Genomic DNA, 14,335 nt, shown 5'->3' with positions numbered 1-14,335 from the left:
CCGACGTGGCCCGTGGTGGGAAGGTTCTCGGCCGACCCACCACGGGGCGTCAGGCCCAGTCGAAGGACATCTCGCCCGCGACGCCGAGGTGCTTGCACAGCTTGTGGATGCCCCCGAAGTCCTGAACCAGCGCGGAGCGGCTCGTGTCGTGTTCGGCGTCGTCGATCATCGCCCGGCCGCCGTCGAGGTCCAGGATGTCGACGATCGTGTGCCAGGTGGAGTAGTCGTTGCTGCTGAATGCGGTCATCGCGTCGACCAGTCCGTCCAGGAAGTGGCGGCGGTCGCCGGGACCGAGGGTGTCGTAGACGACGGCGGCGATGTCGTCGGCGATCGAGGCGTGGCAGTACTCGTCTCGATTGTGCAGCCGGACCGTCGCCCGGTTGACCGGCTGGATGACGTCGTCCTCGGTGATCAGATCCAGATAGGAGCTGATCGAGATCTCGGCCACCGTCATGAAGGCGAACGTCGTGACCGCCCGCTTTCTCGGGTCGGCGGCCTCGGCCGTCGCCGCGCGCTGGCGGCGCAACGTCAGGACGTCGGGAAGGGCGTTGTTCGGCATCGCCCATCCGCGCTGTCTGCGCGTGACCGCGCTCGCGTTCAGGTGCATGAGGGTGTGATATTGCTCGTCCACCATCGCCTGGTGGACGGCCACGGCGAAGGTGTCTCCCAGTCCGGTGTCCAGGGCGTCGTGTGCGACGAGATCGAATCCGGGATTGACCACGTACTGCTCGATGTCCATGACGTTCTTGTTGAACGCAATCCACGCCCACGCCCGGAGTTGGTTCCGCTGCTCCTCGCTTATGGCGTGGAACCGATCATGATCGGCGAAGGGCAGCAACGCGTTCGGGTAGTCCTGCTTGTCGACGTCGAACAGGGCGTCGAGGTCGGGTTCCGGTTTCTTGACCGTGGCCCGTTGTCCCCAGTTCCGGGCGAGCCGGGACACGACGGCGCTCTCGACCGGATCCGCCGGGTCGTACTCCGGGAGTGAGGGAGTCTTCTGGAAAGTCATGACACGTCTCCGTTCCTGTCCCACGACCGCGGCTGTCTGTGAACGAGATCGGTGAAGAGGTCGGCGCAGAGCCGGGCGAGGGGTTCGCTCCGGTCGCCTAGGGTCGACGTCGACCGCGACATGAGCGACGCGAAGTCGTCCTCCGTACCCTGTTCGACGGTCTCCGTCAGGGTGGCGAGCGCCGCGGCGAGCGCGCGCCTGGCGTCGCCGGCGAACGGATTGCCCGCCTGAATGTCCCGGTACACCTCGGGGACGCCGCCGCCGACCCGGGCGAGGAGCGCGAGCGACACGAGATGCGGCGGTGTTCCCATCGCCGTGAGCGCGGCGCCGTCGACACCGAGTTCGGCGAGGGCGAGGCCGAACGCGAGGATCCCGGCGTGGGTGAGCGCCTGAGTGGCTGCGGTGAGCCGGTCGTGGTTCTCGGCGTCCAGACGGACCACCGACGACCCCCAACCGGACAGCGACGACAGGAACCAGTCGACGTCGCCGTCGTCCCGATAGGTGACCGCCGCGATCGGCCGGCCCTCCGGTGCGAGGGATGGCGCGAACATCGGGTTGATGCCCACCGCGCTGTTGCGCAGCGCGCTGTCACGCAGAGCGGCGTCGAATCGCGATTTCACGGACAGTGTGTCGACCAGGAGGGCATGCGCGGACAACTCTGCGACGACGAACGGGATCGCGTCCAGCGCGGCGCCTTCGGGGATTGCCAGGATCACCGCATCCGAGGAACGCACCACCGCCCGAACCTCGGGCGACGGGTCGGTGACGTCTCCCTTCAGCTGATCCGGATCGGATCGGTCGGTGAACCGGACGTCGATGGTGCGCACCGTGTTTCCGTCGCCGCGCAGCCGAGTCGCCAGCATCCGGCCGACATCGCCGGAACCGCCGATCAGAGCGACGGTCCGGGCCGATGCGGCCGGGGCGTTCACTGCCCTATCTCGTTCGGCCTGTCCGCCGTCACGGACAGTGCGCGCAACATGGTGGCCGCCTTCACCATCGCCTCGTCGAATTCTTCCTCCGGGTCGGACAGCGCCGTGATCGCACCACCGATGCCGAACGTCACCTCGGTGTCGGTGGCGACGATCGTGCGGATGACGATCGATAGATCGGCCGTCCCTGTCAGGGAGAAGTAGCCGATCGACCCCGAATACACACCCCGCGGGCCGGACTCGAGCCGGTCGATGATCTCCATCGTCCGGATCTTCGGGGCGCCGGTCATCGATCCGCCGGGGAAGGCGGCGCGCACGCACTCGACGACGGATGCGTCGGCGCTGAGGGTTCCGCGCACGGTCGACACCAGTTGATGCACGGCCGCATACGTCTCGATGTCGAAGAGCTTGGGGACGTGCACCGAACCGGGAACGCAGACCCGGGCCAGATCGTTGCGGGTCAGATCGACGATCATCAGGTTCTCGGCGCGATCCTTCTCGCTGTCGAGCAGGTCCTGCCGCAGCGCCGCGTCCTTGGCCGGGGTGGCGCCGCGCGGACGCGTCCCCTTGATGGGTTTGGACTCGACTACCCGGTCGGCGCCGATCCTGAGGAACCGCTCGGGGGAGGCGCTGAGAACGGACAGACCGGCGAACTGGAGGTACGCGCTGTACGGGGTGGGGCTGATGGAACGGAGCAGTTCGAACGTGTGCAGGGGATCGATCGACTGGTCGACCGTCGCCATGTTGGTCAGGCACACCTCGTAGGACTCACCGGTCCGGATCTCGCCGAGCGACGTCGCGATGTGTTCGAGGTACTTGTCGTGCTCGTGGCGCAGCGCGAGCTCGGCCGTCTCCGGCTTCCGGATCGGCGACACCGCAGTCGCCGGGTGATCCGGTTCGGCCAGCCGGTGCAGCGCCGCCTCCATCTCGTCGAGCCAGCGGCGCAGTTCCGGATCGTCCGGGTGATCGCTCAGGCACAGGGCGTACGTGCGTTCGCCCGAATGATCGATGACGACCGCGCGATCGGCGAACACCAGAGCGGCATCGGGAGTGGGCGACTTGTGCGCCGCCGCGCCACCCGTCTCGGCTTTCAACTCGTAGCCGAGGTACCCCACGTAGCCGAGGCCGAACGGCACACCCGGGAGGCCGGGTACCGACCGGGCCTGCAGTTGACGCTCGAGATAGTCGAAGAACGGCGCGTGCACCTGTTCGACCGGCAGCCCCTCGCGGGTGATCCGGACGATCGATTCGCTGACGTCGTACGTGATGTACTCGGCGCGGGGGCCGGAGCAGTTGCCCATGATCGTGAATCGCGAATTCGGTTCCGATGCCGAGGTCCCGTCGAGCCAGAACGCGTTGGGCCCGGAGGCGAACAGATCCTCGAACGTGGTGCGGGGATCGACCTCGTGGTCGACCCGCACCTGCTGAACCACGTACGGCGCGTGGGGGATCGGGATTCTGAGCATCGAGCCGTGGGTGGGTGACCCCGAATGCGTCTGCGTGAGGTCGCGGAAGTTCGCGAGCAGTTCGTGCCCGAAGGCGGTGCTGATGGATTCGGGGTGGAACTGGACCCCCCACAGGGGGCGGCTGCGATGGCGGACGCCCATCAGCAGACCGTCCGCGGTCCAGGCGGTGGCCTCGAGGTCGTCGGGGAGGTCCTCGACGATCAGCGAGTGGTAGCGGACCGTCGGGAACGGCGAGGGGATGCCGGCGAACAGTTCCGAATCGTTGTGCTCGACGAGCGACACGCGGCCGTGCATCGGTTCGGGTGCGAGAACGACGCTGCCGCCGAACAGCTGACACAACCCCTGATGGCCGAGGCACACACCGAGCACGGGGAGTTCGGTTTCCGCGAGGATGCGCGCACTGATGCCGAAATCGCGTTGCCGTTCCGGGCGTCCGGGGCCCGGGGAGATGACGATGTTGTCGAAGTCGGACCAGGGGATCGAATCCCACTCCACGTCGTTGTGCACGACCGTGGGCGGCTCACCGTTCACCTCGGCCAGCAACGTGAACAGGTTGTAGGTGAAGGAGTCGTAATTGTCGACCAGCAGCGTCCGGGTACTCATCACGACTCGACATTCGCAGACGGCACGGAACTGGGACGAACGTGGTGGTTGTCACCGTGGCTGTGGTTGCCGTTGTGCCGGGTGCGCTCGTCCGCAGGTGTGGCGTTGATCACGAGGTCCTCGAGCCTGCAGGTCTCGGCGATGAGAAGGTCGTAGAGCGAATCGAAGAACTCCGGCGACAGAGAATGGCTGTCGGCGTACTGCCGCGCCCGCTCGTGGACGAGATGAACCCGGCCCGGCTGCATCATCTCGATGTGCTCGCGCCGCTTCAACTCTCCGATGCGCAGGCATACCTCGAGGCGCTGGCGCACCGCTTCGAGCAGGGTCGCGTCGACGGCGTCGAGTTCCGTGCGCAGACCCTCGAGTGCCTGCTGCGCCGAGGCGTCAGGATGCTCTCCGGAATCGTCGCCGTTCCGCTGTTCTACCGAGAAATACATAGTCGCCCCACTCACTCGATCGGCAGTAGCCTTCTCATCCCGACTATCGTGTGTCATTGGTGGTTCGTTTCCACGGGTCTTCCGGATGGCCGACAGGTGCTGTCCGGACCGGTGGCGCACGAACCAGGTGGGTTATCACCCCCAGAGTCTCGATCTCGAGTTGAGACTTTGATGGACGGTTGGCTAACGTAACCTGAAGTCTATTTCCGCCAACTCAGGATACGAGGAATATGCGTATATCGTCGGCCAGTAGGGCTCTGTTGTTCGTGCTGGCAGGCATCGTTGCGTTCTGCAGTGCGGCGCCGGCGGCAGCGGACCCCGTGGACGCGGAACCCGCGCCCGCGGTCGATCCGTCCGTGCTGCCCGGGGCGAACGACTGGAGCTGTAAGCCATCCGTGGCGCATCCTCGCCCCGTCGTGCTGGTGCACGGCACCTGGACCGGCATGCTGGGAACGTGGAAGGACCTCGCCCCGGCACTCACCGCGCAGGGGTATTGTGTGTTCGCTCTCAACTATGGACAAGCTGCGGGCCTGACCGAGGGCAACATGATGCGCATGTTCGGCGGCGCCGACATCGCGGAGTCCGCTCAGCAGCTCGCCGGGTTCGTCGACCAGGTCCGCACCGCCACCGGCGCCCAGCAGGTCGACATGATCGGGCACTCACTCGGTGGCACCGTGTCCCGCCAGTACCTGCGGTTCGACGGCGGCGCCGACCGGACCAACCCCGCGCTGAACAAGGTGCACTCGCTCGTCACACTCGGCGCCACCAACCACGGAACCAGCTTCGGGGACGTCCAGACGCTCGGCGCGATCGCGCAGGCGCTGGGCGTGCCTGTCACGACGCTCGCCGGTGTCACGGTCGGACCGTCTTATATCCAGCAGATGGTGGGGTCGCCCTTCCTGCAGGTGCTCAACGCGGGGGGCGACACCGACCCGGGCATCGTCTACACGGTTGTCGCGAGCCGCGCCGACACCGTGTCGACTCCGCCCGAGAACACGTTTCTGACGCCCGGTCCGGGGGCCGTCGTGCACAACGTCTGGCTGCAGGACGGATGCGCCGCGAACGCGGCGGAACACAACCAGCTCACCACCGACCCCCGGGCCGTGTACATCATCCAGCAGGCGCTGGACCCCACCTACGGAGTCCGCAACCCCGCGCCGTGCTGACCCGGTGCGGGTGATCGGCGAGGCCGGTCAGTCCCAGATGCCGACGTCGTCGAGATGCTTGACCAGTCGCTGCGCGCCGTCGATGAAGTGCGCCTTGTTCTCGGCGCCCACGACGTCGGCCTTGCCGTCGGCCAGGGCCGCGATGAGACGGCGATGGCTCTCGACCGCCGATTCGCCCCAGGCCGGATCGGACGAATAGAACTGCACCGGGGTGTACCGGGTGGCGCTGAGCAGGAACCACGACAGCTTGCTCGCATCGGCCAGGCGGTTGATGACCCGGTGGAACGTGAACTCGAGATCCTCGATGCGATCGGCGTCGCCGTCCTCGACGGCGCGCCGCAGCTTGCCGTTGATCGCAGTCAGTTCGTCGACGGCCTCCGGGGTGGCGGACCGCGTCGCCCGGACGGCGAGCTCCTCCGCGATCTGGCCCTGCAACCAGAACAGATCGTGGATGTCCTCGCGGCTGAGCGGGGCGACCACGTACCCGCGGTGGGGGACCAGTTCGACGAGCCCCTCGCCGCGCAGAGTCAGGAGGGCCTCACGTACCGGTGTGACGCTGACGCCCAACTCGGCCGCGGTCTCGTCGAGACGGATGAAGTCACCCGGGCGGACGCCCCCGGACATGATCAGGTTCCGGACGTGCACGGCGACGTCGTCCGACAACTGGGGCCGGCGGCGCAGGGTGCGGCCCGCTGAGGATCGTGACACGGAGGGCGATGCCATGGAGAACTCCTTCGATGCGGCACACAGCATAAACCGCCGGGGGTGCTTACAAGCCGTAGGTCTTGCCGATGATGTCGCGCTGAATCTCGTTGGTACCACCGTAGATGCTGGACACTATGGTGGAGCGCACATGCTTCTCCATGTCGAACTCGGTGGCGTAGCCGTACCCGCCCATCATCTGCATGCCCTCGAGCGCAACCTTCTTCGCCGTCTCCGTGACCTTCAGTTTGGCCATCGACGCCTCGCGGGCCAGCATCTTGCCCGGGTTCGCATCGACGTCCTTAGCGACGCTGTAGACGAGGAGCTTGCAGCACTCGATTTCCGTCGCGAGATCGGCGATCCGGTGCCGTAGCGCCTGGAACGATCCGACGGGCCGCCCGAACTGCTTGCGCTGGGTGACGAAGTCGAGGGTGTCGGCGAACGCGCGTTGCGCCGTGCCGAGCATCATGGCCGCGAGGATGAGACGCTCGAAGTTCAGGCCCGTCATCAGCTGCCGCCACCCGTTGCCGACCTCGCCGACCACGGCGTCCTCGGGGAGCGCACAATCGGTGAAGTAGAGGTCGTTGACCTCCTTGCCGCCCATGGTGTCGATGCCGCTGATCTTCAGCCCGGCGGTGTCCGCGGGGACGTGGAACATCGTCAGGCCTTCGTGCTTGCCGTCGCCGCGCCCGGTGCGGGCAACGAGCAGGATGTTGTCGGCGAAGTGCGCGTTGGAGCACCACGTCTTCTGGCCGTTGATCACCCAGCCGTCGGCTGTCTTCTCCGCGCGGGTGCTGAGATTGCCGACGTCGGATCCGGCTTCCGGCTCGGACATCGAGATCGACTGTGACCGGCCTGCGACGATGCCGCGCAGCACGACGTCTTTTTGGGCATCGGTTCCGAACTTGGCGTACGCCCCACCTGTGATGAGGGTCGGTCCGATTCCGCCGATGGGCGCCATGCCTTTGGCGGCCTCTTCCAGCAGGATGCACATGTCGACGTGGCTGGCCGCCGAGCCGTCGTACTCCTCGGGGATCGTGATGCCCAGCCACCCGAGCTTGGCCATCTTCTCGTACAGGCCCTGGTTGTGGTTGTGCTCGCCGTGGTTCGTCAGCCGGTCGCGCTGTTCGCGGGTACCGCTCTCACGCTTGCAGAAATCGGCGATCGCTGCCGCGAAGTCCTTCTGTTCACTGGTGAATTCGACGCTCATGTCCGGGGGACTCCTCGAGGGGTGATTCGGCCGGCGAATCGGACGGCCGATGGTGACGGGACGGGGCTTGCCGCGGTGGGGTCTGCCACATACTGTGATGTCCACTACATTACATCACATCACATATATTTGATGTGATCGCGAGGGAGGATATCGACATGTCACAGCAGGCGGAGACGACCGACACGACACCCGACGATCAGCCCGCGGCCGGAACGGAGCCTGCGCCGACGACGTTCTCGTCCCTGGACCCGCGCACCGGCGACGTTCTGGCCGAATACCCGATCCAGGGGGAGAAGCAGGTGCGCGCGGCGGTCGACGCCGCCCGAGCCGCCGCGAAATGGTGGAACGCGCTCGGGTTCGACGGCCGCAAGCAATGGCTCCTCGACTGGAAGAAGTCGATGGCCCGCGACGGCGAGCAACTCGCCGCGCTCGTCGCCGCCGAGACCGGCAAGCCGTACGACGACGCACTCCTCGAGGTCATGCTCGCCATCGAACATCTCGACTGGGCCGCGAAGAATGCGGGCAAGGTGCTGAAGCGTCGTAAGGTGCCGTCAGGCCTGGTCAGTGCCAACCAGGCCAGTAGCGTCGGTTACGAACCGATGGGTGTCGTCGGCGTCATCGGACCCTGGAACTATCCCGTCTACACGCCGATGGGTTCCATCTCCTACGCGCTGGCCGCAGGTAATACCGTCGTCTTCAAGCCCAGCGAACTCACCCCCGGCGTCGCGGTGTGGCTCGCCGACAAGTGGGCGGCCCTCGTTCCCAATCAGCCTGTCCTGCAGGTGGTCACCGGCGACGGGTCCACCGGTTCGGCCCTCGTCGCGGCCGGCGTCGACAAGATCGCCTTCACCGGGTCCGCCGCCACCGGCAAACGCGTCATGTCGGCGTGCGCCGAGACGCTGACACCTCTGGTCGTGGAGGCCGGCGGCAAGGACGCCATGATCGTCGCCGCCGACGCGAACCTCGACGAGGCGGCCGGATTCGCGGTGTTCGGGGCGATGGGCAACGCCGGGCAGACGTGCGCGGGAGTCGAACGCATCTACGTCGTCGACTCGGTGTACGACGAGTTCGTCCGGCTGGTCGCCGAGAAAGCGAGGGTGCTGCGGCCGGGCCCACGGGACGCCTCCTACGGTCCGATGACGATGACCAGTCAGTCGGACGTCGTCCGCGGCCACGTCCGGGATGCGCTCGACAAGGGCGGATCAGCGGTGGTGGGCGGACTCGACTCCATCAGGGACGGATACGTGGGGCCGATCGTGCTCACCGGCGTTCCCGAGGACAGCGCCGCGATCCGTGAGGAGACGTTCGGCCCGACGGTCGTCGTCAACAAGGTCGCGAGCCTCGACGACGCGGTGGCGAAGGCCAACGGCACCACGTTCGGGCTCGGCGCATCCATCTTCACGAAGGATGCGAACAAGGCGATGCAGGTGGCCGAGAAGCTCCGCGTCGGCGTCGTGACGATCGGATCGGTGCTCGGATTCGCCGGGGTGGCGGCGTTGCCGTTCGGTGGCGTCGGCGACTCGGGTTTCGGCCGCATCCACGGAGCGGACGGACTGCGTGAATTCAGCCGGGTCAAGTCCATCGCCCGGCAGAAATTTGCGGCGCCCCTGAATCTGCTGACCATGCAACGCAAGTCGCGGGACATGAAGATCTCGGCCTGGATGCTGAAGAACCGCCACGGACGCTGATCGCACGGGAGGAAGGCACCACATGCTGACGAAGACGAAGCGCGCCTACCCCGCCATGCCGGGCGGGGTTCCGCGGGGCAGGCACGGCTGGCAGCGGCGCGTCGACGAACTCGATCCGGTCCGGGATCACCAGGAGATCCACCGCATCACAGCCGGCTACGAGTTTCCGTGGGACTACCAGCGGTCGCTCGAGTTCGCGCTCTTCCGAACGTACTGCGTCCCCACCATCTCCGAACTGCTGCAACGCACCGGTGAATTCGAGAAGCGTCCCCAGAAGCGGTACGACGACACCGCACTCCTGATGGCCGAACTCGTCGAACACGGCTACGACTCCGAGCGCGGCATAGAGTCGCTGCGCGTCGTGAACCGCATGCACGGCAAATACGACATCGACAACGACGACATGCTGTACGTGCTGACCACCTTCATCTACGAGCCGATCGACTGGATCGACCGGTTCGGGTGGCGGCGGCTGACCCCGAACGAGCGCCTCGCGTGCTTCCACTTCTATCGACAGGTGGGAATTCGGATGGGAATCAAGAACATTCCCGAGAGCTACGCGGACTTCTATCGGTTCAAGACCGACTACGAGCAGAGGCACTTCCAGTACACCGACGACAATCACCGGGTCGGCACCTACACGCTGAAGTTGTTCTGTTCCTGGTTTCCGGCGCCGCTCCGGCCGTTCGTCGCGCAGGGGGTGTACTCGCTTCTCGACCCGATGATGCTGGCGGCCTTCGGCTTCCCCGCCGCCCCGCACCTGCTGCAGAGGGCGTCCCGCCGCGCGCTGCGGGTCCGGGCTCGGCTCGTGCGCATCCTGCCGCCACGCCGGGTGTCGAAGGCCGCGCGGGATCCGCACAACCGCAGTTACCCTGGATATCCGGTGGGCTACCGCCCCCGGGACCTGGGAGCGGACAACGACAATGATCGCGGGAGTCGTCGCGCAGCCTGATGCTCCGTGCCCCCGGGCGAACCGTTCGGGGGCACGGAACGATCGACTCAGGTGCTCAGGTGCTCAGTGGCCCAGGAGCACGGCCGTCATCAGGGTGTGCAGGCGTGCCCGCGACTCCTCGCGGGTGTCGAAGTGGACCAGGCGGCCGATGTCGAGGACCAGCCCCAGCGCCGCGTGTACCAGGAACCGCGCCTCCGCCGCCGACAGTTCGGTCCGCACCGCCGTCACCAGATGGACCCATTCCTCGACGTGCAGGCGCTGCACGTTGCGCAGGTTGGTCCGCTCGTTCTTGGGGAGGTTGCCGATCTCGGCGAAGTACACCGACAGCACTTCCGGATTCCGGAACGACAGTTCGAGGTAGGACTCGGCGAGCTTGCGCAGCGCGTCCTCGGGGTCGGTGGCGGTGGACAGGGCAGCCGAGGTGGCCACGGCCAGCCGATCGGAGGCGCGGTAGAAGACGGCCGCGAGAAGGTCTGCCTTGCTGGGGAAGTGGCGGTACACGCTCGAGGCGTTGATGCCGGCGGCGGAGCCGATCTCCTCGATGCTCGAGTCGTGGTAGCCGTGCCGGTCGAAGATCTTCACGGCCTCGATGATCAGCAGTTCGCGTTTGGACGTCACGGCCAGGCCCCGGACGCCACTCGTGCCCGAGTCCGCGCCGTCGTCGGCGACGGCGGGCGGGAGCGACGCATCGAGTATCGATTCGCACGCCGACTTCAGGAGCGCGCCGAGCCGGCGTGTCGCGAGAGTGGTCCGGTGCGCGCTGATGCTCGCCATCACACTCAGGGTCGCCGCGCCCAGCGTCGTGGCGTCGACGGCGGTGAGTTCGGGACGGATCTCCCGCAGCGGCGCCGCCACGCACTGGGTGACGTGGACGAACACCGAACGGATCCGGGTGCGGTCGCCGGCCTCGAGGTACCGGCCCTCCCAGCGGTAGAGTCCGGCGACCTTGCGGTGCTCGATGCTGTTGGCGACGAGCGCGGAGATCAAATGGTCGAGCCGGTCTGCGGGGCCCAGTTCGGCGACGGCGTCGAGCGCGCCGTCCGCCGCGGCCTGCAGTGCGTCGGCAGTCGTCGTGGCCGCGTGCACGAGCAGGGCGTACTTGTTCGGGAAATGCCGGTAGAGGGCCGGACCGGAGATCCCGATGGTCGCCGCGATCTCGTCGACGCCGACCGCATGGTAGCCGCGCTCGCTGAAGGCTTCGGCTGCGACGTTCGCGATCTGGGCCTTGCGATTCTTCGGGCGACGGCGGATCGGCCGCTCGGTGGCGGCACCGGCCGCCGCGCTGGTCCGAGCCACGGTCACCTCCAGTAATCGGCAGTCATCCGCCAGTTTAGCTGTCGATGATCTTAACCGAGACTTTCGCATCGTCGGATCGGTTGAGGGTTGAGTGTGGACAGGACATCGCGCACCATGCGTGGAAAGTCCCGGTGAATCTGGTCGATCATGCGTCAGAAGGGTATTGACACTCATGGAACCCACCGAATAAGTTAACGGAAATTCGCATTCGTTCGCGGTATCGCGACGACCGTGCGCTCCTGGACGTCACATCTCGAACAATCGGAGGTAGCTGGATCATGAGTTGGCGGGGGCAGTCACGACACCGCTCCGATGCGGGAGTCGATCGTCGTCAGTTCACCCCGTCGACCGCCGACGGGCTGCACGTCGTCAACGAGACCGGCATCCTCCGGATCACGATCGACCGGCCCGATCGGATGAATGCCCTCGACCTGACGCACATGTCGGCGCTGGGCGACGTGCTCACCGCGGCCGCCACGGACGCCTCGGTTCGTGTCGTGGTCATCGCGGGAGCGGGCAGGGCGTTCAGCACGGGAGCCGATCTCGCGGCGGCGGCCGCGGCCGGAGGCCGGGAAGCGCCGGCCGAGGTGGTGATGGACGCCGCCAACAGGGTGATTCGTGCCGTCGTCGAGTTACCGGTGCCGGTCATCGCCCAGGTGAACGGAGCCGCCGCGGGGGTCGGCGCGTCCATCGCCCTGACGGCCGATCTGACGTATGCCGCCGACAACGCGTATCTGCTCCTCGCATTCGTCAACATCGGGCTGATGCCCGACGGCGGATCCACTGCCCTGATCGCGGCGTCCATCGGCCGGGCACGGGCCACCCGGATGGCCCTTCTCGGGGAGCGCTTACCCGCTTCGGAGGCGGAGCGGGAAGGCCTGATCGCGGGTGTCCTTCCTCCGGACGAACTCGCCGCGCACGTCGAGGCCGTGGCGGCCCGGCTGGCCCGGGGGCCGGGGCGGGCGATCGCACTCACCAAGCGGGCGCTCACCGCCGCGACCCTGACAGCTCTGGACGCGTCGCTCGACCGCGAGAAGGCGGGCCAGGCGGAACTTCTGCAGGGACCCGACTTCGTCGAAGGTGTCACCGCGATGCTGGAGAAACGCGCCCCGAACTTCCGAAGCTGATGCGAATTGCGGTTAACAAAACTGTTCCGATAGATGTCGAGATCTGTAATACTCGTCACAGCTCGGTGAAGGTCCGGACGGGCACACGGGCGCCGGATACGAGTACAGCGAAGGGACCACCCACCACATGTCATCAGGTAGCGAGCTGCTGGAGCAGCCACTGCAATCCCGGCGCAACCACTGGAACAACTGGGTTGCGACGCACGCGGAGACGAAGCCCGATCAGGCCGCGTTCCGCTTTCTCGGCCACAGCACGTCCTGGCGCGAATTGCACGACCGCTCGGAGGCGCTCGCCGGCGCACTGTCCCGGCGCGGCGTGAACTTCGGCGACCGTGTCCTGCTGCTCACCCTCAACCGCACCGAGTTCTTCGAGGCGGTCCTCGCGATCAATGCGCTCGGCGCCATCGCGGTCCCCGTCAACTTCCGGCTCACCCCGCCCGAGGTCGCGTTCATCGCCCGTGACTCGGGGGCCCATGCCGTGTTCACCGAGCCCGCGCTCGCACCACTGGTCGCCGCGGTGCGGCAGGACGTTCCTGAACTGGGTCTGGTCGTGAACATGGGCGCCGACACGGAAGGCGACGTGCTCGGCTACGAGCAGCTCGTGTCGGAGGCCGGCCCGGCGCATGCGCCCGTCGATCTGCCGGAGGACACACCGTCGCTGATCCTCTACACGTCCGGAACGACGGGTACCCCCAAGGGGGCGGTGCTCTCGCACTCGAACATGGTCGGACAATCCATCACCTGCATCCGCGCGATGCGTTATGACGGCGGCGGCGACGTCGGGTTCCTCGCGTCCCCCGTCTTTCACGTGGCTGCACTCGGTTCCGTCGCCCCGATGCTGATGCTCGGCAGTACCACGGTGATTCACCCGCTCAAGGCGTTCAACCCCACCGAGATGCTCGACGTGTGGGAGCAGGAGCGGATCACGACGGTCTTCCTCGTGCCGGTGCAGTGGCAGGCCGTCTGCGCCGACCCGACGGTGCGGACACGCGACCTCGCCCTCCGCGTCATCAGCTGGGGCGCGGCGCCCGCGTCGGACACGGTGCTGCGCGCCATGGCGGACACGTTCCCGCAGGCGCTCGTCGTCGCTGTGTTCGGGCAGACCGAGATGTCGCCCATCACGTGCGTCCTCGACGGGGACGACGCGATCCGCAAACTGGGCTCGGTGGGCAAGCCGATCCCGACGATCCAGACGCGCGTCGTCGACGACGACATGAACGACGTCATCCCCGGGACCGTCGGCGAAATCGTGTACCGCGGACCGACGATGATGCGCGAGTACTGGCAGAACCCGGCCGCCACCGCCGACGCATTCGCCGGTGGATGGTTCCACTCCGGAGATCTGGTCCGCCAGGACGACGAAGGATTCGTCTACGTCGTCGACCGGAAGAAGGACATGATCATCTCCGCCGGCGAGAACATCTACTGCGCCGAGGTCGAGAACGTCCTGTTCGGGCATCCGCGGATCCGCGAGGCGGCCGTCGTCGGGCGACCCGATCCGAAATGGACCGAGGTGCCCGTCGCCGTCGTCGTACTCGACGGCGAAGGATCCGACCTCACCGTCGACGAACTCGCGGCATGGCTCGACGACAAACTCGCCCGGTACAAGCACCCCAAGGACGTCGTGATCGTCGACGCACTGCCCCGAAACGCCAGCGGCAAGGTCGTCAAGGGCGAACTCCGAAAGGCGCACGGCGCAACCGGCGTCGCGGTCGTCTGACCCCGTATCGAGCAGACTCGAGGCCGG

The 14,335-nt window shown here is 66.9% G+C and carries 12 protein-coding genes; 5 read left to right on the top strand and 7 right to left on the bottom strand.

Annotated elements, in window-relative coordinates:
* Positions 1 to 49 precede the first annotated feature (49 nt).
* The 4 genes from ACFTWF_RS10015 to ACFTWF_RS10000 are packed head-to-tail and all read right to left on the bottom strand — an operon-like array spanning position 50 to position 4,444.
* Positions 50 to 1,009: a diiron oxygenase gene (locus tag ACFTWF_RS10015; RefSeq protein WP_378461046.1), complete on the bottom strand. Its 960-nt coding sequence runs from the start codon at positions 1,007 to 1,009 to the stop codon at positions 50 to 52.
* Positions 1,006 to 1,938, bottom strand: coding sequence for a prephenate dehydrogenase dimerization domain-containing protein (locus tag ACFTWF_RS10010; protein ID WP_378461045.1), 933 nt, complete (start codon positions 1,936 to 1,938; stop codon positions 1,006 to 1,008). The genes ACFTWF_RS10015 and ACFTWF_RS10010 overlap by 4 nt, the downstream gene beginning before the upstream one ends.
* Complete coding sequence (gene pabB / locus ACFTWF_RS10005; protein WP_185728853.1) at positions 1,935 to 4,007, bottom strand: aminodeoxychorismate synthase component I; 2,073 nt, start codon at positions 4,005 to 4,007, stop codon at positions 1,935 to 1,937. The genes ACFTWF_RS10010 and pabB overlap by 4 nt, the downstream gene beginning before the upstream one ends.
* Positions 4,007 to 4,444 (bottom strand): chorismate mutase family protein, encoded by a 438-nt coding sequence (locus tag ACFTWF_RS10000; protein ID WP_378461044.1) that lies wholly within the window; start codon positions 4,442 to 4,444, stop codon positions 4,007 to 4,009. The genes pabB and ACFTWF_RS10000 overlap by 1 nt, the downstream gene beginning before the upstream one ends.
* Positions 4,445 to 4,674: 230 nt before the next feature.
* On the opposite strand from ACFTWF_RS10000, the gene ACFTWF_RS09995 reads away from it, so the two are divergent.
* Positions 4,675 to 5,610 carry an esterase/lipase family protein gene (locus ACFTWF_RS09995; protein ID WP_378461043.1) on the top strand — a complete coding sequence of 312 codons (936 nt, stop codon included), beginning with the start codon at positions 4,675 to 4,677 and terminating at the stop codon, positions 5,608 to 5,610.
* Positions 5,611 to 5,637: 27 nt separating this feature from the next.
* On the opposite strand, the gene ACFTWF_RS09990 is transcribed toward ACFTWF_RS09995, so the two are convergent.
* Positions 5,638 to 6,333, bottom strand: coding sequence for a GntR family transcriptional regulator (locus ACFTWF_RS09990; protein ID WP_378461042.1), 696 nt, complete (start codon positions 6,331 to 6,333; stop codon positions 5,638 to 5,640).
* Positions 6,334 to 6,379: 46 nt separating this feature from the next.
* Positions 6,380 to 7,522, bottom strand: a complete 1,143-nt coding sequence (locus tag ACFTWF_RS09985; RefSeq protein WP_378461041.1) for an acyl-CoA dehydrogenase family protein — start codon at positions 7,520 to 7,522, stop codon at positions 6,380 to 6,382.
* Between the two features lie 158 nt (positions 7,523 to 7,680).
* Here ACFTWF_RS09985 and ACFTWF_RS09980 point away from each other — a divergent pair, with 158 nt between their 5' ends.
* Positions 7,681 to 9,213: an aldehyde dehydrogenase family protein gene (locus ACFTWF_RS09980; RefSeq protein ID WP_378461040.1), complete on the top strand. Its 1,533-nt coding sequence runs from the start codon at positions 7,681 to 7,683 to the stop codon at positions 9,211 to 9,213.
* A 22-nt stretch (positions 9,214 to 9,235) separates the two neighbouring features.
* Positions 9,236 to 10,165 (top strand): oxygenase MpaB family protein, encoded by a 930-nt coding sequence (locus ACFTWF_RS09975; RefSeq protein ID WP_378461039.1) that lies wholly within the window; start codon positions 9,236 to 9,238, stop codon positions 10,163 to 10,165.
* Between the two features lie 63 nt (positions 10,166 to 10,228).
* On the opposite strand, the gene ACFTWF_RS09970 is transcribed toward ACFTWF_RS09975, so the two are convergent.
* Positions 10,229 to 11,467: a TetR/AcrR family transcriptional regulator gene (locus ACFTWF_RS09970; RefSeq protein WP_378461038.1), complete on the bottom strand. Its 1,239-nt coding sequence runs from the start codon at positions 11,465 to 11,467 to the stop codon at positions 10,229 to 10,231.
* 272 nt (positions 11,468 to 11,739) lie between these two features.
* On the opposite strand from ACFTWF_RS09970, the gene ACFTWF_RS09965 reads away from it, so the two are divergent.
* Both ACFTWF_RS09965 and fadD5 read left to right on the top strand, forming a co-directional pair.
* Positions 11,740 to 12,588, top strand: a complete 849-nt coding sequence (locus tag ACFTWF_RS09965; protein ID WP_378461037.1) for an enoyl-CoA hydratase — start codon at positions 11,740 to 11,742, stop codon at positions 12,586 to 12,588.
* A gap of 127 nt (positions 12,589 to 12,715) precedes the next feature.
* Positions 12,716 to 14,308, top strand: a complete 1,593-nt coding sequence (gene fadD5, locus ACFTWF_RS09960) for a fatty-acid--CoA ligase FadD5 (RefSeq protein WP_378461036.1) — start codon at positions 12,716 to 12,718, stop codon at positions 14,306 to 14,308.
* Positions 14,309 to 14,335: the final 27 nt, after the last annotated feature.

It is taken from the genome of Rhodococcus sp. NPDC056960 (genome assembly GCF_042674125.1).
Taxonomy (GTDB): domain Bacteria; phylum Actinomycetota; class Actinomycetes; order Mycobacteriales; family Mycobacteriaceae; genus Rhodococcus_F.
The sequence above is the reverse complement of the archived record's forward strand: the minus strand, read 5'-3'. Positions and strand labels throughout refer to the sequence as shown.